This is a genomic window from Paraneptunicella aestuarii, from assembly GCF_019900845.1.
Taxonomy (GTDB): domain Bacteria; phylum Pseudomonadota; class Gammaproteobacteria; order Enterobacterales; family Alteromonadaceae; genus Paraneptunicella; species Paraneptunicella aestuarii.
The window spans coordinates 58,564-83,880 of the sequence record NZ_CP074570.1 but is presented as its reverse complement, the minus strand read 5'-3'; the positions used below and the strand labels follow the sequence as shown (position 1 = coordinate 83,880).

Genomic DNA, 25,317 nt, shown 5'->3' with positions numbered 1-25,317 from the left:
AACCTCTCTTAATTGCCATTAATGACAGCGTTAACGTCTTTCGCTTGAACGGTATCACCAGTGCTGTTACCCCAAGCATTACGTTCATAAGTGATAACTGCAGCCAATTCTTTCAACGACAATTGTTTCGCAAAAGAAGGCATCGCAGTACCCGAAACGCCGTTTACAACAACGTCGATATGTTTTGGCATATCATGCAATGCAATTTGGCTACCTTTAAGAGCAGGGAACACCCCAGGCAAACCTTCACCATTAGGCATATGACAAGCTGCGCATGCTGATTGATAAACCCGTTCACCAACCGACATCAACTCATCCATGCTCATATTCATGGCAAGTAGTTTTTGTTCTTCTTCTTTAGCTTTCTTCTGAATTGCTTCTTGCTCAGAAATCCATGCTTCATATTCAGCAGGCTCTTTAGCAACAACAACGACAGGCATGAAACCATGATCTTTACCGCACAACTCAGCACATTGACCACGATAAATACCTGGTTGGTTTACCTTGGTCCACGCTTCATTAATAAAGCCAGGGTTAGCATCTTTCTTAACCGCGAAGTCAGGAACCCACCATGAATGGATAACATCGTCAGAGGTCATCAAGAAACGAACTTTCTTACCTGTAGGAATAACCAAAGGACGATCAACCTCTAACAGGTAGTTCTCGCCTTTATCGAATTTATTATGAATTTGTTCACGTTGTGTGGCCAACACAGAGTAATACTCTACGTCGTTATCCATATATTTATAATGCCACTTCCACTGAGAACCGGTTACCAGAATCGACACATCAGGAGCTGAAGTGTCTTCCATAGCGATTAGGGTTTTCGCAGCGGGAATCGCCATGAAAATCAAAATCACAAAAGGAGCCACAGTCCATGCAATTTCCACTTTTACACTTTCATGAAAAGTCGCAGGCTTTACACCTAGAGACTTACGATGAAAAATTGTGGAATAAAGCATGACGCCGAATACGGCAACACCGATAAGCGCACATATAATTAAAATGGTCATATGTAAGTCATAGACCTGTGCACTGATGTCTGTCACACCCTCTCTTAGGTTTAACTGGTAAGCATCAGGGTGTGAATCACCCGCAGCCATAACCGGAAAGATAAGCAAGCTGGTTACTGCAGCTAGCAAGGTGGTTATTATTTTATGCACCAGAGCTTTCCTCCATCTATTAAAAAGCAGTCTTAATTAAAAAGCAGTTGCGCTGACCGTCGAAGCCTTCTCAGGTCAAATTTATTCTAATTTGTTAAACAAATTGTTTCGTAATGTAATCAAGGTGTTAATAAATGGCAAGAAATAAACAATTCCGATGCAAAAATTCCCCAACATGAATTTTTTATTACAACACTTGCAGTAACACCACGGTTACTAAACGTCTCCTGCGCTTTTATTTAGTGACTCTTAACAGCGAGGTGAACCTCAAAAAGTGACTAAAAAGCATGCAAAACGATGCCTAAAGCTGCAAGGACGCCAATGGTGAGTATTTTTGGCGCTCAGATCAAGTCTCAAGTTAATATATTGCGCATTTAAAGTGATTAAAATTACAAAAAAGATCCATTTGGAGCAACTTTTAGGCAAATAAGAAGGAGAGCGGCAATAAATGGTGCAAAGAAGAAAATCGCCTTATGCTAAAAATCGACGGCTTCAAAACCCTTTATTTTAGAGGGATATAAAAAACAAAAAAGATTCAACGCTAATTAGCAATGAAAAAATGATGAGTGCGATAGGCGTAAAAGCAAAAGAAAATGGCAAGGATAATGGTGGTTTTTTCAACCTGGGCTTACCGCTCTAAAAATAACAATAAGCCCAGAACAAAAAATGTAAAAAAAGCGTTACATCATAGAATTGTTGCGAACTACACCCACAGCCAAGCCTTCAATTTCGAAAGGTTGAGAAGTTAAATCCACCTTAATAGGGCTGAAATCCGCATTCTCGGCATGCAAGATAACCTGACTACCGTTACGCTCAATACGCTTAACGGTCACATCATCTTCAACTCTCGCCACAACAACCTGACCATTACGCACATCTTTGGTTCGATGCACCGCAAGCAAATCACCATCCATAATGCCGATATCCTTCATACTCTCGCCATAAACGCGCAATAAATAATCGGCATGGGGATGGAAGAAATTAGGATCAACCTGATAGTGAGATTCAATATGCTCTTGCGCCAGAATGGGTTCACCAGCAGCAACTCGTCCAATCAATGGCAAGCCTTCCTCCTCAGCCGGTTCGTCCAATGGCACATTTAATTTAATGCCTCGAGACGTACCTGGTAATACTTCGATTACCCCTTTTCTTGCCAACGCTTTCAAATGCTCTTCTGCCGCATTGGCGGAACGAAAGCCTAACTGTCGTGCTATTTCGGCACGAGTGGGCGGCATTCCAGTGTCTGAAATGGTGTGCTTAATCAGTTCTAATACTTGCTCTTGACGTGGAGTTAGTGGACGCATAAACAGCCTGTTATTCCATACAGTTTTACTGGTAGTATATACAGCAAAAAAAATATTACAAACCTAAAATTTCCCTTTCTTCAGATATGCAACGTAAGAAGTCGTTTTATTGTTAAAGCGATTAAGCATTGTTACAAATCAAGGCATGCCCCAAATTGAGGCAAATTAGGGAAAAAACGCAATCATCATGCTATTATCCCGCCACTTCATAACACAGGTTCTCTTGAATGTTGGATTTCCGAAACATACTGTTAAAAATAATCAAGTACCCGACACGTTGGCTGCTCACATCAAGCTACACGCCGAATGATATAGAAGGCGAGCTGGGGATATCTAAAGATAAGCCGATTATTTACCTGTTAAAAACGCACTCAGCGACGGATCTGATAGCGCTGGAAATGACGACCGAAAGATTGGGCTTACCCAATCCTTTCAAAAAAATCGAGATAGCCGGGCAAGAACACCCTGCAACACTTTTTGTCGAGCGACCTCGTTCACTCTTCAGTAATAAACGCAAAGTGACAGACATTGCTCGTAGCAGCACAGAAATGTTTAAACTGCACCGTGAAGACAAAGATTTAGACATTCAAATTGTCCCGGTTTCCATTTTTTGGGGTCGCGAACCCGGCAAAGCCAGCAAAAGCTGGACAGATCTTCTCACCGATCGCAGTTCCCCAGGCTGGTTCCGTAAATTCTTTATTATCCTGTTCCTCGGACGTGACAATATTGTCGGCTTTAGCCGCGCAGTTTCTTCTCGTGAAATGACCAATCTGAAAGAATCAGATACCGACGAACAACTGGCACACAAACTTATCCGCTTGGCACGCACCCACTTTTTCCGTCGTCAGCAGTCTATCACTGGCCCCAGCATGTTGCAGAGAGCCCAGCTGTTCAACGGTGTATTGGGCGCAGATGCGGTTAAAAATGCCATCAACGACGAAGCCAAAAGCAAAAATATCTCTTTGGAAAAAGCCAAGGAACAAGCGCAAAAATACATTGAAGAGATTGCCGCTGACCGTAATTCCACGGCCATTCGTTTGGCATACCGCTTACTCACCAAAGTCTGGAACAAGATTTATAACGGCATAAATGTCGAACATGCCGAGAAAGTGCGCGAACTTGCGCAAAATGGACATGAAATCATTTATGTTCCCTGCCATCGAAGCCACATGGATTATCTGCTACTAACCTATGTCATCTACAATGAAGGACTAATGACGCCGTACATTGCCGCAGGTATTAATCTTAACTTCTGGCCTATTGGCGGATTATTCCGAAAAGGCGGCGCTTTTTTTATTCGCCGCTCTTTTAAAGGCAACAAACTGTATACAGCAGTGTTCAGAGAATATCTGGAGCAGCTTTTCGCTCGTGGTTACGCAGTGAAATACTATGCTGAAGGCGGCAGAAGCCGCACCGGCAGACTGCTCCCACCTAAAACAGGTATGTTAGCCATGACGGTTCAAGCGCTATTAAAAGGCATTAACCGTCCCATCAGCATAGTGCCTGTTTATATTGGCTATGAGCACGTTATGGAAGTCGGCAGTTACCTTAAAGAACTGAAAGGCAGCACCAAACAGAAAGAATCCTTTTTCCAGATCTTTTCCGCTATTCGCAACCTGAAGAATTATGGTCATGGCTACCTGAATTTTGGGCAACCTATCCATTTGTCTCAATATCTGGATGAAAATGCCCCAAGTTGGCGCGAAGACAGAAGTAAAGCCGAGCAAGGTAAGAAACCAAGCTGGTTAACCCCAACCGTGAATCAACTCGGTGTGGACATACTGGAACGTATCAATAGTGCGTCAGCGATCAACGGAATGACTTTGGCTTCACTATGCTTGTTATGCGCCAAGAAGCACACGCTAGCGAAAGAAGAGTTGCTGTTCAGCATGCAAACACTACTGGATTTGCAACATATGGCTCCGTACAGCATTGATGCTACCGTTCCAGATACCGATGCCTCAGCTCTTTTAGAAAGCACCATGAAACTGGGCAAGTTTACGGTAATTGAAGACAAATTCGGTTCTATCTTCTCGCTGGATCGCCGAGTGGCCATTGCTCTGACTTACTATCGTAATAACATCTTGCATATGTTTGCCATCCCAAGCTTGATTGCGGCTATCGTAATAGGCAAGCGAGGCTGTGACCGTGATGAACTGACTTCGCTGGTTAAGCTACTTTATCCACTCCTGAAACGTGAATTGTTCATGTACAAGAGTGACGAAGAAGCTGCCGAATACACTGAAAGCCTGATTAACAGCATGCTTAAGATTGGCCTGTTAGCGGAACAAGAAGGTAAGCTCGTCGAACCAGAACCAAGGCACAACAACGATGATAAAGGCGATGCCAAGTATACCCTGTGGCTGTTGAACAGGGTTATTCAGGAAACCTTGCAACGATACGCACTGGTACTTAGCCAAATTGAAAATGTCGATCGCATTACTCGCGCCGATTTGGAAAAGAACAGCCAAATGGTTGCTGAGCGTATGTCCATGCTACATGGCATTAGCGCTCCAGAGTTCTACGACAAAAACGTGCTAAACACTTTCATCGCAGCTTCAAGGGATAATGGCATTATTGCCGAAGATGACGACGGTTGGTTAAAACCGAATGATGTCAGTGCAAAACTGCAAAGAGAGATTCTGACTCTGGTATCACCCGGATTCTCACAGCGAGTGAATCAGGTGAGGTATCTGCATGCTGACTAATTGATTGTCACAAGCAAAACAACGAAAGCGCTTTTAAGCTGCCCAATACTGGGCAGCAATCCCTGCAAAAATCACCATGCCCACATAGTTGTTATGCAAGAACGCCTTGAAGCATGGGTCACGCTCTCTATTGCGTATTAACCACTGCTCATAAGCAAACAACATTGCCGAAACAAGCAAAGCAAGCACCACTGGCCAACCCCAGCTAAAATACCATATCAAAATAGCCAGTATGCCTAACGTAGCAAGCTGCAATAGCCCAATAATTAACTTATCATTTTGCCCAAACAGAATAGCTGTGGACTTCACCCCAATCTGCAAATCATCGTCACGATCCACCATGGCGTACATGGTATCGTAAGCTACCGTCCAAAGCAGGTTAGCAACATAAAGCGCCCATCCCCACCAGGGAACCGTACCAGAAACAGCCGTGAAACTCATAGGAATTCCCCAGCTAAAAGCCATTCCCAGCACAAACTGTGGCATATATGTGTAGCGCTTCATAAAGGGGTAACTGGCAGCCAGAATCAGCGCCACAACCGACATCAAAATAGTTTCAATATTCAAGGAGAGAACTAATAAAAACGACACCAGAACCAAAGCAGCAAACAGTGTCAAAGCGCCTTTTTCGGTTACTTGCCCAGTAACTAAAGGACGAGCTGAAGTACGTTTTACCTTGCCATCAAAACCGCGATCTGCGTAATCATTAATAACACAGCCCGCCGCTCGCATTAGATAAACGCCGGCAATAAACACAAGCAAATGATGCCAGCTGGGTAAACCTTCAGAAGCAATCCATAAGCCCCAAAGCGTCGGCCATAAAAGCAAGTAAGTGCCAATGGGTTTGTCAGCACGCATAAGCTGCCAATACCCTTGCCAGGTAGAGCTTGAAACAGGCATGGAATTATCCGACATAACTACTCTCTCGGTTTATATCAGACTCAACCTCAGCCCCCATTTCTCGATAAGCGGGAGAGAAAGGAAGAAACATCTCAATCACCATAATGCGATGTGCCTGATACTGAAAAACCGAACGCCGTCCCCAAATATTATGGCTGGATGACATGGCCAAATCCTTCAGTAATTTACTGTCAGGCACACACTGCAATAATTCAAAGGGTTGACGCTGGAATCGCTCGTCATTAAACAGAATTTTCCCTAACGGTTTATTGCCCAGTTCCCCTAATTCCGACATGCAGGTATCAATGAAGGCTTGTGGTAATAAAGAGCGAGCAAAAACCCAAGGCTGCCCATCACCTTTCAGTATAACCTCGCGCACCTGAGTTTCAGGAATATCAGTTCCCTTATCATCCTCACTTTCTGCAAGTGAATACAAAGCAGGATAAAGACTTCTGGTTTCTAATTCGGAGATAGGCGCTAATGCCTGACCTAGCACCATAACTTCAAAATCTCGACAAGCAGATTGCAGGCGTTCAGTTAAAGAACCTGTATCCATTAACCAATTTTTTAAATGTGCATCAGGAATAGGAAAATCGCCGGGTTGAAACCATTCACCGTCGACACCAATAGGAAATTGTTTCATTAATCTCTAATCTGTTTTAATCGTTCAAGTGAAAACCCGAGCAAGTTATGTATAATCATAAACGAAATGAAATTTAGAACTAAAGTAGCAGTTCTTTTTGTTCTAGAATTATTCATATTACTGGGAATAACCTTACTCACCATTGGTTACATGTTCAAAGTTGCCGGAAAACATTGATGAATTTACGCAAATATTTATGGATCTGTGCTGCCTCTTTCCTGCTTTCCCTGCCAGCAAAAGCGGACTTCGCTTATTTTGGCCTGGAACCCGACATTGTGACAAACTACATTGGCCCTTCAAGCGCCAAATTGGGTTATGTACGTGTTACAGTGGAATTGATGCTGGAGGATAGCAAGTTTATCGAAGCGACTGAACATCATTCTCCATTATTACGTGCCACTGCTATCGAAATTTTTGGAAGCCAGCCAGAAGATAAAGTGAAATCACTAACTGGACGGGAAGAAATACGGCGAGCCTGTTTGCAGGAACTACGCAAATTGATGAAGCGTGAAACCGGCAGCGAAATGATTAAAGACGTTATCTTCACCAAATACTTGTATCAAGGCTAATTTCTTACATCAGAGTTAGTCTCTAACTCTGATGCCCCAATCCCATTTGCACAATATCAATGCGATAAAACAGCCCGACAACAATCCAACAGAATGTGCCGAATTAGCCATATTAACCCACAGGGCATCGGCATATCCCAGCACTAACCAAATCAGCATAAAGCCCACTAGCGGCTTTGGTAGTCCCATTCCCCACTCAGGTTTTAACCAGCCAACCCACCAGACAAATCCAAACAAAGCATAAACCACACCAGACAGCCCACCAAAATTCGCCCCACCATCCAGAAACTGAGCATAATTAGAGCTGATCGCTGTGACCAGAAAAAACATGACAATGAAAAAGTGCCCAAATCTTTGTTCCAGCACTTTTCCTAAAATCCACCACCACAACAAATTAAACACAATATGTAGTACAGAAAAATGCAGTAAGGCTGGCGTCCACAACCGCCACCATTCGCCGGAAATCGTTACTTGCTCAATAGGCTGAAACTGAAACAGGTTGTACACCGAAGCGCCTATCGTGAATAAGCTCAAAAAAATCAGTACACAGGAAAACAGAAGTCCTGTCACAACAGGATAAGCTTTAACAGTTTGCATCCAGCTATTGGGATTAATACGCCATGATATAGGCTTGGACAAAGGTTTCTCAGCTAACCACGACGCTTCCTGAAAGCGTTTGTCCATTGGATTGGCTATAAAAGCTTCCGTTATGGAGCTCGCTTGTTGCCACTGTTCTGGGTAAACAATAAATAGATGATAAGGATAAGGAGCCTCGCCTCTACGCATTTCGATCTGTATTTGCTGACTTTGTAAATAGTTAGCGAGTAAACGTGCGTGAGCTTCCTCGGCGAGAGAAATCAAAAATCGGGGATAAGTGACAGGTTCCACAGATAATGCAGGCAACAGGAAACGCAGGCTAACTCATGCCAACCTGCGCTAAATCCTTAAGAAGCCAGATTCCAGGCTTCGTAACCGCCATCCATGCTGGACACGTCTTCGAACCCTTGATCACACAAAAACTGTGCAACTTGCTGACTACCAACACCACGATAACAATACACAATCACAGGTGTATCTTTGGGTGTATTTGCAAGAAAAACCGGAATTGAGGCATTGTCCAGACGAGTGGCATTACCGATTTTCCCCTGCGTATAAGAAGCCGGATCACGAATATCGACAATCGCCGTTTTACCATCGTCGATGCACTTGCGTGTATCTTCAACGGAGATATGCTTAAAGCTTGCTACCATTTCAATAATACCTTTCCAGATTTACCAGACCCCATGGCATCAAAGCCTTGTTGGAAGTCTTCAATATCAAATTCATGTGTAATAATTGGACTAAGATCCAAGCCACTTTGCAGCAAGCTTGCCATCTTATACCAGGTCTCAAACATCTCCCGACCGTAAACGCCTTTGATCACCAAACCTTTAAAAATCACCTTATTCCAATCAATGGCCATTGCCGATGGAGGAATGCCGAGCATGGCGATTTTACCGCCATGATTCATTTTAGCCAGCATTTCCGAGAACGCAGAAGGAACACCAGACATTTCCAAACCAACATCAAACCCTTCGGTCATTCCCAGCTCAGCCATCACATCGCCTAAAGACTGGGAGGTAACGTTAACCGCACGAGTTGCCCCCATTTTCTTTGCCAGATCCAAACGATATTCATTCACATCGGTAATAACAACATGACGAGCACCCACATGACGAGCAACCGCTGCTGCCATAATACCAATAGGGCCAGCGCCAGTAATCAGCACATCTTCACCAACCAAATCAAAAGACAAGGCCGTGTGTACTGCGTTACCGAAGGGGTCGAAAATCGATGCCAGCTCATCACTGATATTGTCAGGAATTTTAAACGCATTGAAAGCAGGAATAACCAGATATTCCGCGAAAGCACCAGGGCGATCAACACCCACGCCCACGGTATTACGACATAAATGACGTCGTCCCGCGCGGCAATTACGGCAATGACCGCAGGTAATATGGCCTTCACCAGAAACGCGATCGCCTATTTCAAAGCCGCGCACTTCCTGACCCATAGACACCACTTCACCGACATATTCATGCCCTACAACCATAGGCACAGGAATGGTTTTCTGCGCCCAATCGTCCCAGTTATAAATATGCATGTCTGTGCCGCAAATGGCGGTTTTACGGATCTTGATACAAAGATCGTTATGCCCAACTTCAGGACGTTGAGCATCTGTTAACCAGATTCCCTTTTGGGGATGGAGTTTAGATAACGCTTTCATTAAATCACACCTAACTCTTTACCTACTTCGATAAAGGCATCAATGGCTCGATCCAGTTGCTCAATACTGTGAGCAGCCGACATTTGGGTACGAATTCTAGCTTGACCTTTCGGCACAACAGGGAAAGAAAAGCCAACCACATAAATGCCACGTTCCAGCATTTTTTCCGCCATTTTAGACGCCAATACCGCATCGCCTAACATAACAGGAATAATGGCATGATCAGCACCAGCCAGTGTAAAACCGGCTTCAGACATTCTGCGACGATAATGTTCGCTGTTACGACGCAAGTTATCACGCAGTTCCGCGCCATTAGACAGCATATCCATCACTTTAATAGATGCATTAACAATCGCTGGCGCGAGTGAATTAGAAAATAAATAAGGACGAGAACGCTGGCGTAACCACTCGATCACTTCTTTCTTCGCAGAAGTGTAACCGCCCGAAGCGCCACCAAGGGCTTTACCCAATGTTCCAGTGATAATATCGACTCGTCCCATCACATCGCAATGTTCGTGGCTACCACGGCCATTCTCACCGACAAAACCGACAGCGTGAGAATCATCCACCATCACCATAGCGCCGTACTTGTCTGCCAAATCACACACGCCCTTCAGGTTAGCAATGATGCCGTCCATAGAGAACACACCATCGGTGGCGATGAGTTTGAATCGAGCACCCGCTTCTGTCGCAGCGATTAATTGCGCTTCCAGATCCGCCATGTCGTTGTTGGCATAACGGTAACGCTGAGCCTTACACAGTCTCACGCCATCAATAATACTGGCATGGTTTAACACATCAGAAATAATGGCATCTTCCGGGCCTAGTAAGGTTTCAAACAAACCCGCGTTAGCATCAAAACAGGATGAATAAAGAATGGTGTCTTCCATGCCCAGAAAATCACTGATTTTCTTTTCCAGCGTTTTATGAATGTCTTGTGTACCACAGATAAAACGTACCGACGCCATACCAAAGCCATGTTCATCCAGACCTTGTTTAGCGGCAGCGATCAAGTCAGGATGATTCGCCAAGCCAAGATAATTGTTGGCACAGAAGTTAAGCACATGCTGACCACCAGCAATTTCTACATCGGCATCTTGTTGCGACGTGATAATACGCTCGTTCTTGTACAAACCTTCTTCTTTAAGTGCAGCAATTTCCTTACGTAAATGCTCGATCATGACCTTACCTTTTATCTGTGTTATCTGTAATTCGTTCTGTGAATCGGTATTCAGAAATTATAAGAATAGAATACGATTAGGATTATTTAACCCGAGATCAGGTTATTCATTTTGGCGAGTATTTAGAGCGCCGATTCAATGAGGTGACAATAGTAAAGTTGGATAGTGATACTGAGCAAGAAGAGCCGCCCGAACTTGCCCCGATAGTTGCTTCCAGGATGTAAAAAAAGGGATACGGAAGCCTATTTATGATCTAACAAATCACAATAAACCTGATAGTTGCCGCTCGCCATGGCATCAATGGAAAACTCATTCAGCACTTTATTTCTTCCAGCCAGCCCTTGAGCATGTCGCAGAGGCGCATCACCCAATAACAACTTCAGCCGATTAGTCAGACCAGTTACATCACCCACATCGACCAAAAAACCGTTATAGCCGTCTTGTACAATCTCAGGAATACCACCAGCGGCGGTAGCCACAATAGGAACCCCACAAGCCGCAGACTGCAACAACGCTACGCCCAAGCCTTCCATCGTAGCCGGGTGAGCGACGATATCGATATGTGGCAAAATACGTGCAATATCATTGCGAAACCCAGGAAAGATCACTTTATCTTTAAGCCCTTTCTGCTCAGCAAACGCTTTATATTGCTCCAGCTTTGGCCCTTTCCCGAATAACATCAGCTTGGCTGTTGGGAACTCATCCACCAAAGTAGAAAAAGCTTCCATTAAAGTTTCCTGCCCTTTGCGTTCAATCATCTGGGCGAAGTTAGCAATAGTGATAGTGTCTTCTGCTAAACCAAATTCCTTCTGAAACCACTCTCTGTCGCCATCGGGCTTCTCAAGATTATATTGCTCGGTATCAACCGCGCTGTGGACACAAAGCACATGATCCGGCGGAACGCCTTCTGACAACAGCACTTCGCGGATACCCTTGGAGATCGTAATGACTTTATTGAATTTGCCGTACTTGAATTTAGCTAACCAATCAGGCTCAGGGTTATCGACTCTGCGCGAGCAGATCACAGGAACGCCTTCACTACGAGCCGCCCAAGGCCCCCAAATATCAGCGCCACGTCGACTGTGGACATGTACCAAATCCGGCTTTTCCTTGCGGATCACTTGCTGAATTCGGCCTTTAAGCCCGAAATCCACATCACCTTTCATTTCCATCGCATAAACACTGGCAAATTCTTGTGCCGCCGAAGCCAAATCGCACCCGGTAGGACAAATCAAGACATTCTCAACTTTATCACCGAACAAGCGCTTTAATCCGCCCAGCAAATACAACACCTGTAGCGCGCCACCATACAAATTTTTGCCTGCTTCAATATGCAAAATCTTCATTAATGTGTTTCTCTAATTCAGTGGTTGCTGCAAGGTGATTGCTGAAAAATAGTCAGCTCAAGCTGCGCTAATGCTTCGATAACCATGTCAGGCGTAATCTCCAGCAAACAGTCAAAGCTGCCACCACAAGTAGGGCGACGGCGGCAAGGCGAGCAGGGCTTATTCAAGTACAACACTTTGGTGTTCGGTGCTTGAGAATAAGGGCAAGTGGAACCGAAAATCGTCACGGTTGGTACATTATGCATGATGCCCATGTGAGTAATACCGGTATCAACACCCACCACAAAACGAGCGTTACTGATAACCTGATTTGACGCCATCAAGGAAGTTTCCCCGGCCAGATTAAAGGCATTTGGCATCTGCGCCACCAGCTTTTCAGCAAGCGGTTTATCTGGAGGCCCGCCAAGCACCAAACAGGGTAGTTGGTACTTACTTTCTAGTTGTTTTGCTAACTCAATCCAATGATGATCAAACCAATGCTTTTGCGGACGAGTGGTGTAAGGGCACAACACTATATAATCGGAAAACTGAGAAGCTTGTTCAGCGCTTAATTTAGAAGCTTTAAATTCGGCAAGAGGGTCGCTGTCGCTGAACTGATTCAACGACATCTTGTAATGCTGTTCAACAAAGGCGTCATCAGCGCCAAGGTATTTCACCAAACCTCGATACTCGGAACTGATAATGGCACCATCGTCTCTTGGTGTGACCTCTGTCATCAAGTGCTGACTACCTTCCTTGCTGCCCAAACCAACGCGTCTTTTCGCGCCCGACATCCACGCCCAAATGCCACTCTTCAATAAGCCTTGCGTGTCTAACACCAAATCAAAGTTGGCTTGTTTGAGTTGACGACGAAACGCTAACACATCTTTTAAAACACCGAGCTTTTCACCACTTTTCCAACGCTTTTTCCAAGCCGCTTTATCCCAAACAATGACTTGTTCCAACAAAGAATGATCACGCAGTAAGCTGGCTGTGGCAGGCTCAGTCAACCAACTGATTTTAGCTTCGGGATATAAGGCATGTAACGAAGGCAATAAGCCTGACGCCATCACCACATCGCCAATGGCACTCAGTCGGATGATCAAAATATTCTTTGGTTGTGCAGTCTGCATAAGGATATGTTGGCCTTTATATAGTAACTGACGAGCATGATTTCGCCGCTATTTCACTATTGTCAGGTAAATGTTTGCTAAATTGAAAACTCAATGACTGTAAAAAGCGCACACAGTACCACAGCATCGCCCGAATACAGAAACGTGAATTTCTGTTAAAGTACGCCATCATTGCAAAAACAGTCGAAAAATAACAAGAATCCATTCATGTCCGGCAGCTCCAAATTTGATCAGTTCTCTCAGTATAAGGCGCAATCCTTTCGCCCCAGCGTCGCTAATGAAGTGATAAGAAACCTGTATTCCCTGCTGCTTATTCTCCTGCTACCGTTAACGCTTCTGGTGTCGTTATACAAAATGGTCACGCGATCGAAAGACTACGGACAAAGACTGGGTGAAAGATACGGTTTTCTGCCTGCACCAAAGAAACCCGGAGGCATTCTGTTGCACTGTGTATCTGTGGGTGAAGTGGTCGCTGCGACGACGTTGGTCAGAAGCATCTGGGCAATTCATCCCGAAATGCCATTTACCATTACCACAACAACACCAACAGGCTCACAACGTGTGCGAGAAACCTTTGGTGATAAGGTAAACCACTATTACCTGCCCTACGATTTCCCAATCGCGATGCGTAATTTACTAAAGCAAGTACAACCCGAAAAGCTGCTGATTACCGAAGTGGAACTATGGCCAAATCTGATCCATTGCGCGTGGAAACAAGCCATCCCGGTTTATATCGTGAATGCTCGACTTACTGATCGTTCTTATCGCTCTTACGCAAAACTTGGCGCTTTATTCACTCCTATGTTGCACAAAGTGACCGCTGTTTGCGCTCAAGGACAACGAGATTTCGACAACTACCTTAAGCTGGGAGCGAAGCAAGAACAATTAGTCTTAACCAATAATATAAAGTTCGACCAGCCCCTGACAGAAGATGAAAAACAAAAAACAGCAGCATTCAAAGCCATGCTCAACACGCAGGAACGTACCGTGCTTATTGCGGGCAGTACCCATGAACCCGAAGAGCAGGTAATGCTGGAGACTTATCTTAAGTTAAAACCTCGATTTCCTGACCTGCTATTGCTTATTGTTCCGCGACATCCACAACGGTTCAGTAAGGTTGAGCAACTGGTGAACAAACAAGGTTTACAGTTACTTAAACTCAGTGAAGCACAAGCCGTTACTCCCGAGACAGATGTTCTGTTGGCTGATCAAATGGGTGTGCTGAAATCGCTTTATGGCATTGCCGACCTCGCTTTTGTGGGCGGCAGCATCGCCAATAAAGGCGGGCATAATGCACTGGAAGCAGCGATATGCGGCCTGCCTGTAATCATGGGTAGTTATACCTACAATAACCCAGTGATATGTGATGCGCTGGCAGAAGCCGATGCGCTGCGCACGGCTGAAACGTCAGAACAAATGATTGCAGCGCTGACTCCCTGGTTGGAAGACCCTATTCTTCGTGAAAAGCATGGCTTGGCAGGTAAAAAGGTCGTTGCTGACAATAGTGGCGCAATTGCCAGCACGCTACAGGTGCTGAATATTCAATAAGGGCGGTGTGCCCGACAGGTTAAACCGTTTCGTCATGCTGGCGAAGGTCAGCATCTCTCATCAATTCATTGAGGCTGTTTCTTTTTCACTAGCCACATTTTGCTTAGGACGATATGGGTTGTCTGATTGATCACGGCATTGAATTCCGGCTTTGGTTTGCAGCAGTTCCGCTAACATTTTCGGATCATAAAATCTTCTGGATGGAATTCGAATAAGCGGATGATGCGGCTTCATCGCAGCATTGAGGTAAGCATCACGTTCCTGACGCTTGAGCTGATTATGAGAAGCATCATCCAACTCAATAACAGCAAGAATTCGTGTTCTACTATCCGTAATGACAAAATCCACACGTTTCGACCAAGCTCTCTTCTTATGTTCAAATTCCACGGGGTCAACAAGCGCAATCACCGAAGTCTGGCAATGGATCATGTACTTGTTATCGAGAACTTTATTTAAAGCAAACAAGAGCTTAGACTCATTTTGCGTCAATAAAAATTCACGCTTTTTGTGTTTTATGCCAGTTACGTCAAAATTATTAGTATTTCTCTTAGAGCTACTTTTTCCAGACGTTAACTTAAGCAAAACCAGAAATCCCAAGGCGAGCAGAACAATTGTCAAATCCAAATCAAGCTCCTTGAACACACAAAAAACGGATTAAATGAAAATTTAATTTACCTTTTAGACCTAACTAAGTGAAATTACAAATTTTTTTTAGCAAACTCCGGTCTAGCTGCTATGTTCTAACTTACCCACCCGGGTATTAGCACTTTAGCAAGGCAGTTCTTTTCACGTTTGAGCTGCCTTGCATTTTCATTTCATCGACAGTTTTTATAAGCGCTAGTAATTCCATGACTGACTCACAACAAGCAACAACACTGGTTTGGTTTAGACAAGATTTACGAATTTCCGACAACCCGGCGTTACTTCATGCCTGCCAAACAGGCAAGATTCTTCCGATATACATTTACGACGATGTGAATGCCGGAGAGTGGCAGAACGGCAGCGCTTCCGACTGGTGGCTGCATCATTCGCTGATGTCATTAAGTACCTCTTTAAATGACCAATTACTGGTGTTGCGAGGCGATCCGAAAACGCTTATTCCCGAATTAGTCACGCAGTATCAAGCGAATCAAGTGGTTTGGAACCGCTGCTATGAGCCCTGGCAGCGAGAACGAGACCAGCTCATTAAGCAACATCTCAAACAGTCAGAAATTGAAGCAAAAAGCTTTAACGCTTCCCTGCTTTGGGAACCCATGAATGTCCTGAAAAAAGACGGCACCCCCTACCGAGTCTTTACCCCTTATTATCGTAAAGGTTGCTTAATGGCTGCACCGCCACGCATGCCGGTAGAAGCACCGGACCAAATCAACTTCATGGATTCTCTAAAATCACATCAGGAATTTGCCGGAAGCAAAGGCATTGAAGCGTTAAAACTGTTACCGCAAATTCCGTGGGACACCACTATTGCAAAGATCTGGTCGCCGGGCGAACAAGGCGCAAAAGATAAGCTCAGCGTTTTTATCAAAGACGCAGCAACAGAATACAAAGCACAACGGGACTTTCCTGCGATATCAGGTACATCAAATTTGTCGCCTTACCTGCATTTCGGTGAGATTTCCATCAATCAGGTTTGGTACGCCATTCACAGCATTCATCCGGGACACGCTTTTGAAAACCAAGGGTTGGATTGCTACCTCTCAGAATTGGGATGGCGTGAGTTTTCCTACTATTTGCTATACCACTTCCCCCACTTGCCGGAACAAAACTTCCAGCCCAAATTCGACCGCTTCCCCTGGCGTTCCGATAGCTCGGCATTAAAAGCCTGGCAACAGGGTAAAACCGGCATTCCCATTGTCGATGCAGGAATGCGCGAGCTGTGGCAAACCGGATACATGCACAACCGGGTACGCATGATTGTCGCCTCGTTTTTGGTTAAGAATCTGCTTATTCACTGGCGAGATGGCGAGAAATGGTTTTGGGATTGCTTGTTAGATGCTGATTTGGCAAGTAATTCAGCCAGTTGGCAGTGGGTTGCGGGCTCGGGAGCCGATGCCGCCCCCTATTTCAGAATATTTAATCCTGTATCACAAGGTGAGAAATTCGATAAGGACGGAGAATACGTTAAAACCTATTGTCCCGAGCTATCAAAATTGCCAACAAAATACATCCATAAACCTTGGGAAGCACCTGAATCATTGCTAACCGCTAGCGGATTAGCTCTCGGAAAAGACTATCCCAAACCTATCGTGGATTTATCTGCGTCGAGAAAACGTGCTTTAGATGCCTTCGCTGCAACAAAGGAAGAATGAAAGACGAATAGAGAGGAATAGTGAAGAGAAGAGAAAAAACAGCCACGTTTTGACAAAAAGATACAACATAAAAATGCCCGTTCATGGATGTTTTAACAAAGACTGTTAGAATAGCGCCTGATTTTTTACCAGATAGACGTGTTTACCTTCATGCAAAGAACAATTCTGGCTTCTTTAATTGCAACCTCGGCATTACTTTCAAGCAACACAATGGCGCAAGGGATCTCTCCCTATTTACCGTTAAATATGGCGCCCGAAATAGAAGCGCAGATCGAACGGGCAATGGCTCTCACACCAAGCGCCCCTTTGACCAAACCCTATAAAGCCAAAGAGCTGCTGGACAGGATCCAGTTAATTAAAGAATCACACCCAGAATTATATCGACGCTTAAGCAGCTATCTAGCCCGCTATAAAAAGACCGTGGTGGTCAATCATTTGGCAGCAGATCTGTCATTAAGCAACAGTACCAAGAAATCCATGCCTAACCAACGTGGCGTGAGCGTTGATAACAGCTACACCCTCAGTGGCAGTGGATACGCATTTGTTAACCCTTATTTATATGGCTCGCTTGGTGCGCAATATTCTGACGATGAAGGCTTTACTCACACCAATACTCATGTCGGTTTTGGTTTTGAATATGCACAAGTAGAAATTGGCTATCGTGAACATTGGTTTTCTCCCTTTCAGGATGGAGCCATGTTGGTCAGTACCAATGCCAAGCCCGAAACATCCATTACTATCAGCAATACCACCCCCATCACTGACTGGGATTTTCGCTACGAAATTTTCTACAGCAAGTTAGCGAAAGTAGAAGGCATTAGATTGGGCGATGAAGTCTTTCCCGGCACCCCAAGGCACGCGGGTATTCACCTGAGTTTTGCTCCATTGGATAACTGGACTATCGGCTTCAACCGTACCATGCAGTTTGGTGGCGGCAAACGCGAAGTGGGTTTCCGTGATATTTTGGAAGCCATCTTCAACCCGGCAGGTAAAGACAACGTAGACGGTTCTGATGGCACAGATCCTAATTACGAATTCGGTAATCAGCAGGCATCCATCACTTCAAAACTCAATGTAAATTGGGGAATGCCGCTATCGCTTTATGCCGAATATGGCGGAGAAGACACCACAAACCGCAGTAACTTCAGCTTGGGTAACGCCACAATGTCGTTTGGAGTTTATGCACCATTCGTAACCAAAGATATGTCATTGCGTTATGAATTTTCTGATTGGTCAAGCCGTTGGTATGTGCACCATCTTTATCAACAAGGCTATACCAACAACGGCAATGTGCTTGGGCATTGGGGTGGAGATAACCGCCTATTCGGCGACGATACACCAGCGAACACACACAGCATCAATCTAAACTGGGATATCGCAGACAATCAGCTATTGGATGTGACTTTGCGAGCGATTCATAACAAAGATAACACCCGTTTCAATTACCAGAATGCCTATGAACTACAAGCGGAATATAGTTATGCCACATCCAATGGATTTTATGGCGTAGGTATTTATGCGGGCAAAGATGTGTTTGGTGACTCGTTCAGTAAACTATCAGGTTATTATCGTTGGTAAAAACAGGAGCTCGCACTTGCAACCGCTAATCAGCACTTCACAATGGCAAAATGCTAAAAGAGTCCTCTACATGACTCACTTAGCCATTGGTGATTACTACTACCAACGTACTTATTTAGCAGAGTTGCAGCGCCAATATCCTCATTTAAACATTGATATCTGGATCGATGATTGTCGTTCACGTCCTAAATCTTGGCACGCCGGACGCAATAAAACCTTATGCCAATGGCTGGAAACAGAAGAGCATATTCACGATATTTACCCCATTGCTGGCAGTAAGGAAGAACGCAATAAGCTGATTAAAAAAGCGCAGGAACAAGATTACGACATCATCGTATTTATGGCGCGAGTGCGTTCTGAGAACTTCGCGCAAATTGCACGTAAAATTTCAGCAAAGGCGTTTATCGTGGGAACCAAAACTCAACCCATGAAAAAATGGCTGAAAAAAGCCCTCGCCTTTCGAAAATTGGATGCTTATATCAGGCTTGATGATGAAGACAGCTCTAGCGAATCCAGAGGCCATATAAATCAGGTTTATCGAGAAAATTTTCAAAACTTGTTCGGCTTACAAATCGCCGAAGATATTCAGGTAAAGGAACTGATTGTTCCCCAAGAACATCTGGAACAAATGAATGGCTGGCTATCAAACTTAAAATCCAGGCATCAGGAAGCATTAGAACTCACCGTTCCAACGCGCGTTGTACTGATTAACCACTTATCCACCAATCATCGCCGCGACCTTCCCTGGGACACACTGGCTGAGCTACTAGCAAAGATAAACAAAAGCCATCCTGAATGCCTGTACATACTCAATGTTCCACCAGCAGAACTGGAAAACATTCAGGATCAGGTAGAACTCGCTCCCGAGCTCGTCAACCTCAATATCGAGGTGTTCACCGCCACGAATCACTTTTTCCAACTGCCAGCCCTTATTCAGCTCAGTGATATGGTGCTCACGGTAGAAACCGCGATTATGCATTTGGCGTCTGGGCTTGGTGTACCGCAAGTGGTGCTAATGCGAAAAGCTGCCGCACACTGGTGCCCAGCCCATGCAAGTCAGGTTATTTACGGTGCATCGCGAGTTAGCGATATTCCATTAGAAGAAATAGCACAGGCGATGGAAAGCCTGCTACATTCACTAGATGAATAATTTAGTCCTCGAATGAATAATTTCATGGGTAATTCATTACTCCGACCAGTGGCATGTGACGTCATGTTACTGTACAGTAGTAGCCCGTTAAGTTAGTCCCCTGCCAATTAACAAGCAATTATGAACAATAAAGCGATATATCCCGGCACTTTTGATCCCGTTACTAACGGTCATGCAGACCTTATAGAACGTGCCGCAAAACTCTTTGATCACGTTACCGTAGGCATTGCGTCTAACCCTAGCAAACAACCTCTTTTTACTCTTGAAGAACGAGTCGATTTAATCAAAAAAATCACCGGACATCTGGATAACGTTGAAGTTATCGGATTCAAAGGTCTTCTTGCGGATTTCGCTAAAGAGCAAAATGCCAACATTCTTATTCGTGGCCTTCGCGCAGTATCGGATTTCGAGTATGAATTCCAGCTCGCCAACATGAATCGCCGTTTGAATAGAGCATTGGAAAGCGTTTTTCTAACACCAGCCGAAGAGAATTCCTTTATTTCTTCAACGCTGGTTAAAGAAGTGGCAATGCATCGAGGCCGAGTGAATGAATTCTGTCACCCGATTGTAGAGCAAGCGCTACTCAACAAGTTCGCCGAACGCGCAGCAAAAGAACAGAAAAAGTAATTAAGTAATTTAACCCCTACTCGGGATAAGACGTGGTGATTAAAACAATTAACCCGTTGTTATAGATAGAATTATTTAGAAATGTTCAAAACCGGCCATTTAGAATACTTTGAGATGAGATATTTTATTGTGAATTTGAGGCAAATTTACGCGTCAATAGCGAGTCTATTGCAAGTAAATTTAACGAAGAAGTCGCTAAAAATAGCCATCTCAAAACACTTCCTTATCCCAAGTTGGGGTTAACTAATGCCTGAACTTCCAGAAGTCGAGACCACCAAAAACGGTGTGCGTCCTCATGTGTTAAATAAAGTTGTGAGCAAGGTTGTTGTACGCCAACCATCGCTACGCTGGCCTGTTCCTTCTGACCTGGCACAGTTAATCAACAATGCCACGCTAAAGAATGTGGAGCGCAGAGCCAAATATCTGCTTTGTCACTTTGAAGGTGAACATAATGGCACTGTGATGATTCACTTGGGCATGTCGGGCAATCTGAGAATTGTTGCCTCCGAGGCGCCAGTGCAAAAACACGATCACGTAGACATCGTATTTCAAGACGGGACGACATTGCGCTACTGCGACCCCCGACGTTTTGGCTGTGTGCTATGGCTTGGAGAAAAGCCCTACGAACATTCACTGCTCAGCGGATTAGGCCCAGAACCACTCACCGACGAATTCAATGCTGAATACCTGTGGCAACTTTCACGTAATAAGAAAACGGCAGTAAAGCAGTTCGTAATGGATCAGAAAGTCGTCACTGGCATTGGCAACATCTACGCCACCGAAGCCTTATTTACAGCCGGCATCAGACCTAACAAAGAAGCAGGAAAAGTAAGCAGAGCCAGCTACGACAAGTTTGTACAAGCTTCCAAAACCATACTGGAACGCGCCATCGCACAAGGCGGCACAACATTGAAGGACTTCGTTGGCGGTGACGGCAAACCCGGCTATTTTGCCCAACAGCTATTGGTGTATGGCAAAAAAGGCGAAGAATGCCCCAAGTGTGCAAGTGTGTTGAAAGAGATAAAGCTGTCTAACCGAAGCTCGGTTTATTGCCCTAAGTGTCAGGGGTGATTGGAGTAGATAGCCAACAACAAGGTCTCCGTTCCCACTTCAATGGTTATGGATTACCGCCTTCGCGGTAATGACGAAAGTGTTTATTTATCTACAACTCGTCATGCTGATGAATATCAGCATCTCTGGATAGTTTACAGAGACCCTGAAACAAGTTCAGGGCGACGTCGATACCGTTAAAGAATTGGCAATTGAAAAGTGATCTAACCCAAGAGTTATCCACTCCCCTAACTCATCCGCAAAACAACCGGTTCAGGAAAGTCTTGTTTTGGTAAACCTGTGCTTTTCACGGTTTCCCTCACTCGCCAGGGGCGAACGCGAACTTCAATACCCTGCTCAGTTTTAAGGAAATTCAGCGTGGTAAAGTGCTCTTTGGTGCGCGTTTTCAAATAGCGAATATCACGCAAGCTAAACTCGGTAGAAACAATCCAGTTTTTAGGATAAATCACCTTATCCGTTTTAATACCTGAAATTGGCCTTGGTGGAAAAGTGCTCGGGCGACTGGATTTCGACATGGTTCGACACGCTATGCCACTGGTAGGCCCGCTTAAGTTAGAAAGAGGCGATGCTACGACTTCGTGCATTACTCGACCTACTGTTTGGCCTTCACGTTTGGGTTCAAACTGGAATGAGGCGATACGCCCACAATGAAGATCGCCCGCCAAAATTAATACATCGTGTGGCGCACTGGCAATGGCTCTGAGCAGTTGATCGTATTGTTCATAATTCGTAACTCTGCGTTCTTCCCCCTCACCAACAGCGTCGATCAAAGGCTGAGAAATAACCAATACACCCGGACTTTTTAACTCAGCAAGCCAATCCAGGATCAATTTGAAATACTGACCAGGTAGCAGTTTTTTTTCTGTGCGCAGGCTACGAAAATCAGCCATACATACAGACAAATCATCGCCAAGATTTATGGTTCGAACGGGTTTTAAATTCTGAATATTATGCACACCATCGCGAGACGTTTGCGTCCAGATATTACGAACCTTGTCGATTCTTAAGGCCTGCGTAAAGGGATTTAAGCTTTTATAAAAAGGGTAGTTATTCCAAAATTCATGGTCATCTGACAAAAACCAGGTGCCACCGTTGCGGAGCACGCCACTTAAGGCATTCCAATGCTGCGCATAATCGCGAGCGATACGCTCTCTGATTTCCCGTGTTTCCATACTAAGAGAATCCAATCCTACATCCAGATACACCTGATCACCCATTAAAATCGTGAAGTGGGGGCTTTTATCTGCAATTCCAGCATTGTATAACGCTTCATAAGAACGCGAGACTGAACCTCCGTCGTATTGCTCTGAGAAACAGCTACCTATCGCGATATTTAACCCTTCCGGATAATCGTTAAGTGAATGGCCAAGTGTGTCAAATTGAGCTTCTATTAAATAAGGACGCGATGTTTCCACATTGGAATATTCCATCACTCGCGCTCGATATCGCGTGACGGCATTTAGTTCAGTGAAGGAAATAATTTGATAAAAACGTTGAGGTAAATGTCGAAATGGACGTAGCCATTCTTCTTTTAGTATTTCTTTAATTTGCAATACGTTGTCGCGTTCATCCAGTAACTCAATCACTACTTTATCTGGTTTGCGCAAATCTGGGTATAGCGTGCCAATCCATACATTCGCATAATCGATCCCAACATCGTGCACGACTGCACTCCATAAATTCCTCATAGTCATTCTCCCATGCCTTGTTCAGCACAGAGTATGGCATAAAGTATGAAAGTTTCCTCCCTGAACAGGAAAAATATTTAACTGTTTCTGACACTTATGAAAATTCAGCGCCTATAGATTGATCCTGCATCGGGATCACGAAACATATCAGTTATTGAGGAACCAGATCTTCGAGAGAGGTATCAGCAACAAATACCGTTTTTCCGGAACTGTTGATCAAGACTCCGCCATTAAGAGGGAAAAGTTGAAAAACACGAGATTTATCTTCACCAGCCAAAAGCATGGTGACGATATAAGGATCTTTCATTTCAATGCCAGCTTGTTCATGCACAACCAGATGCTGCCATTGATATACAAGAGACTGTAGTCGATCCATTGACCAGCTATCGCTGCCTTTTGTACGCCAGCTTCGCCCTATTCGCTCCAGCGTTACTTCAGCAAACTCCATTCGCATAATAATACTATGCTCAGGCAGTAAGAAATGTATTTCCGTATTATCGCTATTTTCTACGAGCAACTTATTACTTATGGAAAAAAGATACACCATCAATAACATGGCAAAGATGATGACATTATTCCATGCTCGTTGAGATAAATTAAACATGATGAATAATTACCAATAGCTAAAAGAAAAATTATGATAAAGCCAGCAACCGAGGTGTGCAATGGGGCAGGCAAATGAAATGAAAATATTGAAAATTGATAACGCAAAAAACCCGGCCAAAACCGGGTTCTTCTGGAGACAAAACCAGCAAATTACTTGATTTTTGCTTCCTTGAACATAACGTGCTTACGAGCTTTAGGATCAAACTTTTTGATTTCCATTTTGCCCGGCATGTTACGTTTGTTTTTATCTGTGGTGTAGAAAAAACCAGTTCCAGCAGTAGACACTAATTTAATTTTATCGCGCATAACTCGTTTCCTTTACACTTTTTCGCCACGGGCACGAAGATCAGACAATACTGAATCAATGCCTTTCTTGTCGATAATACGCATACCTTTAGTAGAAATGCGCAATTTTACAAAACGGTTTTCACTCTCAACCCAAAAACGGTGAGACTGTAGGTTTGGCAAGAAGCGACGACGAGTAGCATTGTTCGCGTGAGAGCGATTGTTGCCTACTACAGGACGCTTGCCAGTCACTTGACATACTCTGGACATTATATTTGTCTCCAATTTGACTGTATTCTAGCGGTTCAGACGCATCACTAATGGCTCAGCTAATGTATACGCTGCTTAGCTTTATCTTGTGCATTAATCATTATCAAAGTAACGATAATGCCCCTCTCACGCCTAAACCGACTCTAAGTTAAGAGGGCGCATTTTATACAGTAAAAAACCTCTAGACACAAGAAAAATTTGTATTGAAGTCCTTTTTAACCGCTCCTTGCAGCCATCAAATGAGCCCTCTCTGGGCGAAGGAAGTACATTCACTCTTACCGACTACAATATGATCCAGCACTTTAACATCAATTAGTTGCAGCGCATCTTTTATTCTTTCAGTGATATCAAAGTCGGCAGCGCTTGGTTCTGCCACCCCGGAGGGATGATTATGCGCAAGGATCACCGCGGCAGCATGGTTATCCAATACCAGTTTCACCAACTCTCTTGGATATACTGCGGCGCTGTTAATAGTGCCTTTGAAAATGGCTTCATAGCGAATAAATTGATGTTGAGAATCCAACAGTAATGCGGCGAAGATTTCCCGATTCTCATGTCGTAACTGGCTACTCAGATAACGTTTGGTGTCGGCAACACTTTTAAACTGCGTGGGTCTACGTAGCTGCTCCTCCATATAACGTCGAGACAACTCCATTACCGCCTGCAATTGCGCATACTTGGCTTTCCCCAGCCCTTTGATTGAACAAAAAGAAGTGGCGTCAGCGGACATAAGCGCATTTAACGAACCGAATTGATTGAGTAAGTGCATTGCCAGTTGAACGGCTGAATAACCGGGAATACCGGTACGGAGAAATATCGCTAAAAGCTCTGCATTTGAGAGGGTGCTAGCTCCTTGCATAAGTAACTTTTCACGCGGCCTTTCATGCTCAGGCCAATCACTGATCTTCATTCTTATCCTTCCCTGATAGTAAAATGTGAAAAATTACCTTAGCAAAAAGAGCAGACTATGGTCAATAATGTTAGTCTTGTGGC

General features: G+C 44.4%; 24 protein-coding genes. 8 read left to right on the top strand and 16 right to left on the bottom strand.

The features are described 5' to 3' along the window. Positions 1 to 8 precede the first annotated feature (8 nt). A complete protein-coding gene (gene coxB / locus KIH87_RS00360; RefSeq protein ID WP_232361393.1) occupies positions 9 to 1,103 on the bottom strand; it encodes a cytochrome c oxidase subunit II in 1,095 nt (364 codons plus the stop codon). A gap of 740 nt (positions 1,104 to 1,843) precedes the next feature. Continuing rightward, positions 1,844 to 2,467 (bottom strand): transcriptional repressor LexA, encoded by a 624-nt coding sequence (lexA, locus tag KIH87_RS00355; protein ID WP_232359563.1) that lies wholly within the window; start codon positions 2,465 to 2,467, stop codon positions 1,844 to 1,846. 227 nt (positions 2,468 to 2,694) lie between these two features. Here lexA and plsB point away from each other — a divergent pair, with 227 nt between their 5' ends. Further along, positions 2,695 to 5,175 carry a glycerol-3-phosphate 1-O-acyltransferase PlsB gene (plsB, locus tag KIH87_RS00350; protein ID WP_232359562.1) on the top strand — a complete coding sequence of 827 codons (2,481 nt, stop codon included), beginning with the start codon at positions 2,695 to 2,697 and terminating at the stop codon, positions 5,173 to 5,175. Positions 5,176 to 5,208: 33 nt separating this feature from the next. On the opposite strand, the gene ubiA is transcribed toward plsB, so the two are convergent. Together ubiA and KIH87_RS00340 are read right to left on the bottom strand one after the other, a co-directional pair. Continuing rightward, the gene (gene ubiA / locus KIH87_RS00345) at positions 5,209 to 6,090 is read right to left on the bottom strand and encodes a 4-hydroxybenzoate octaprenyltransferase (protein ID WP_232359561.1); all 882 of its coding nucleotides are present in this window, start codon (positions 6,088 to 6,090) and stop codon (positions 5,209 to 5,211) included. Next, positions 6,080 to 6,718 (bottom strand): chorismate--pyruvate lyase family protein, encoded by a 639-nt coding sequence (locus tag KIH87_RS00340; RefSeq protein WP_232359560.1) that lies wholly within the window; start codon positions 6,716 to 6,718, stop codon positions 6,080 to 6,082. The genes ubiA and KIH87_RS00340 overlap by 11 nt, the downstream gene beginning before the upstream one ends. 176 nt (positions 6,719 to 6,894) lie before the next feature. Here KIH87_RS00340 and KIH87_RS00335 point away from each other — a divergent pair, with 176 nt between their 5' ends. Further along, positions 6,895 to 7,287, top strand: a complete 393-nt coding sequence (locus KIH87_RS00335; RefSeq protein ID WP_232359559.1) for a flagellar basal body-associated protein FliL — start codon at positions 6,895 to 6,897, stop codon at positions 7,285 to 7,287. A 15-nt stretch (positions 7,288 to 7,302) separates the two neighbouring features. Here the strand turns inward: KIH87_RS00335 and glpG are convergent, their stop codons facing one another. The 6 genes from glpG to KIH87_RS00305 form a co-directional block, all read right to left on the bottom strand. Further along, on the bottom strand, positions 7,303 to 8,190 hold the full coding sequence (glpG, locus tag KIH87_RS00330; protein WP_232359558.1) for a rhomboid family intramembrane serine protease GlpG: 888 nt from the start codon (positions 8,188 to 8,190) through the stop codon (positions 7,303 to 7,305). Positions 8,191 to 8,231: 41 nt separating this feature from the next. Continuing rightward, positions 8,232 to 8,537 (bottom strand): thiosulfate sulfurtransferase GlpE, encoded by a 306-nt coding sequence (glpE, locus tag KIH87_RS00325; RefSeq protein WP_232359557.1) that lies wholly within the window; start codon positions 8,535 to 8,537, stop codon positions 8,232 to 8,234. Continuing rightward, positions 8,531 to 9,553 carry an L-threonine 3-dehydrogenase gene (tdh, locus tag KIH87_RS00320; RefSeq protein ID WP_232359556.1) on the bottom strand — a complete coding sequence of 341 codons (1,023 nt, stop codon included), beginning with the start codon at positions 9,551 to 9,553 and terminating at the stop codon, positions 8,531 to 8,533. The genes glpE and tdh overlap by 7 nt, the downstream gene beginning before the upstream one ends. Continuing rightward, positions 9,553 to 10,734 (bottom strand): glycine C-acetyltransferase, encoded by a 1,182-nt coding sequence (locus KIH87_RS00315; protein WP_232359555.1) that lies wholly within the window; start codon positions 10,732 to 10,734, stop codon positions 9,553 to 9,555. The genes tdh and KIH87_RS00315 overlap by 1 nt, the downstream gene beginning before the upstream one ends. A gap of 242 nt (positions 10,735 to 10,976) precedes the next feature. Beyond that, a complete protein-coding gene (locus KIH87_RS00310) occupies positions 10,977 to 12,080 on the bottom strand; it encodes a glycosyltransferase (protein WP_232359554.1) in 1,104 nt (367 codons plus the stop codon). A gap of 17 nt (positions 12,081 to 12,097) precedes the next feature. After that, on the bottom strand, positions 12,098 to 13,192 hold the full coding sequence (locus KIH87_RS00305) for a glycosyltransferase family 9 protein (RefSeq protein ID WP_232359553.1): 1,095 nt from the start codon (positions 13,190 to 13,192) through the stop codon (positions 12,098 to 12,100). A gap of 207 nt (positions 13,193 to 13,399) precedes the next feature. On the opposite strand from KIH87_RS00305, the gene waaA reads away from it, so the two are divergent. Beyond that, positions 13,400 to 14,740 (top strand): lipid IV(A) 3-deoxy-D-manno-octulosonic acid transferase, encoded by a 1,341-nt coding sequence (waaA, locus tag KIH87_RS00300; protein WP_232359552.1) that lies wholly within the window; start codon positions 13,400 to 13,402, stop codon positions 14,738 to 14,740. Positions 14,741 to 14,800: 60 nt separating this feature from the next. Here waaA and KIH87_RS00295 read toward each other — a convergent pair whose 3' ends face one another. Continuing rightward, positions 14,801 to 15,364 (bottom strand): DUF2726 domain-containing protein, encoded by a 564-nt coding sequence (locus KIH87_RS00295; protein ID WP_232359551.1) that lies wholly within the window; start codon positions 15,362 to 15,364, stop codon positions 14,801 to 14,803. 224 nt (positions 15,365 to 15,588) lie between these two features. Here KIH87_RS00295 and KIH87_RS00290 point away from each other — a divergent pair, with 224 nt between their 5' ends. The 5 genes from KIH87_RS00290 (at position 15,589) to mutM (ending at position 21,475) form a co-directional block, all read left to right on the top strand. Beyond that, positions 15,589 to 17,049, top strand: coding sequence for a cryptochrome/photolyase family protein (locus KIH87_RS00290; protein ID WP_232359550.1), 1,461 nt, complete (start codon positions 15,589 to 15,591; stop codon positions 17,047 to 17,049). Between the two features lie 150 nt (positions 17,050 to 17,199). Next, positions 17,200 to 18,627 carry a capsule assembly Wzi family protein gene (locus KIH87_RS00285; protein ID WP_232359549.1) on the top strand — a complete coding sequence of 476 codons (1,428 nt, stop codon included), beginning with the start codon at positions 17,200 to 17,202 and terminating at the stop codon, positions 18,625 to 18,627. A gap of 70 nt (positions 18,628 to 18,697) precedes the next feature. Continuing rightward, positions 18,698 to 19,777, top strand: a complete 1,080-nt coding sequence (locus KIH87_RS00280; RefSeq protein WP_232359548.1) for a glycosyltransferase family 9 protein — start codon at positions 18,698 to 18,700, stop codon at positions 19,775 to 19,777. 120 nt (positions 19,778 to 19,897) lie between these two features. Next, positions 19,898 to 20,404, top strand: coding sequence for a pantetheine-phosphate adenylyltransferase (gene coaD, locus KIH87_RS00275; protein ID WP_232359547.1), 507 nt, complete (start codon positions 19,898 to 19,900; stop codon positions 20,402 to 20,404). A gap of 246 nt (positions 20,405 to 20,650) precedes the next feature. Next, entirely contained in the window at positions 20,651 to 21,475 is an 825-nt protein-coding gene (gene mutM / locus KIH87_RS00270) for a bifunctional DNA-formamidopyrimidine glycosylase/DNA-(apurinic or apyrimidinic site) lyase (protein ID WP_232359546.1), read from the top strand. Positions 21,476 to 21,702: 227 nt separating this feature from the next. Here the strand turns inward: mutM and KIH87_RS00265 are convergent, their stop codons facing one another. The 5 genes from KIH87_RS00265 to radC form a co-directional block, all read right to left on the bottom strand. Next, positions 21,703 to 23,163, bottom strand: a complete 1,461-nt coding sequence (locus tag KIH87_RS00265) for a metallophosphoesterase family protein (RefSeq protein WP_232359545.1) — start codon at positions 23,161 to 23,163, stop codon at positions 21,703 to 21,705. Between the two features lie 151 nt (positions 23,164 to 23,314). Further along, positions 23,315 to 23,767 carry a hypothetical protein gene (locus tag KIH87_RS00260; protein ID WP_232359544.1) on the bottom strand — a complete coding sequence of 151 codons (453 nt, stop codon included), beginning with the start codon at positions 23,765 to 23,767 and terminating at the stop codon, positions 23,315 to 23,317. A gap of 152 nt (positions 23,768 to 23,919) precedes the next feature. After that, complete coding sequence (rpmG, locus tag KIH87_RS00255; protein ID WP_232359543.1) at positions 23,920 to 24,075, bottom strand: 50S ribosomal protein L33; 156 nt, start codon at positions 24,073 to 24,075, stop codon at positions 23,920 to 23,922. Positions 24,076 to 24,087: 12 nt separating this feature from the next. Beyond that, positions 24,088 to 24,324 carry a 50S ribosomal protein L28 gene (gene rpmB / locus KIH87_RS00250; RefSeq protein ID WP_232359542.1) on the bottom strand — a complete coding sequence of 79 codons (237 nt, stop codon included), beginning with the start codon at positions 24,322 to 24,324 and terminating at the stop codon, positions 24,088 to 24,090. Positions 24,325 to 24,559: 235 nt separating this feature from the next. Further along, on the bottom strand, positions 24,560 to 25,234 hold the full coding sequence (radC, locus tag KIH87_RS00245; RefSeq protein WP_232359541.1) for a RadC family protein: 675 nt from the start codon (positions 25,232 to 25,234) through the stop codon (positions 24,560 to 24,562). Positions 25,235 to 25,317 lie beyond the last annotated feature (83 nt).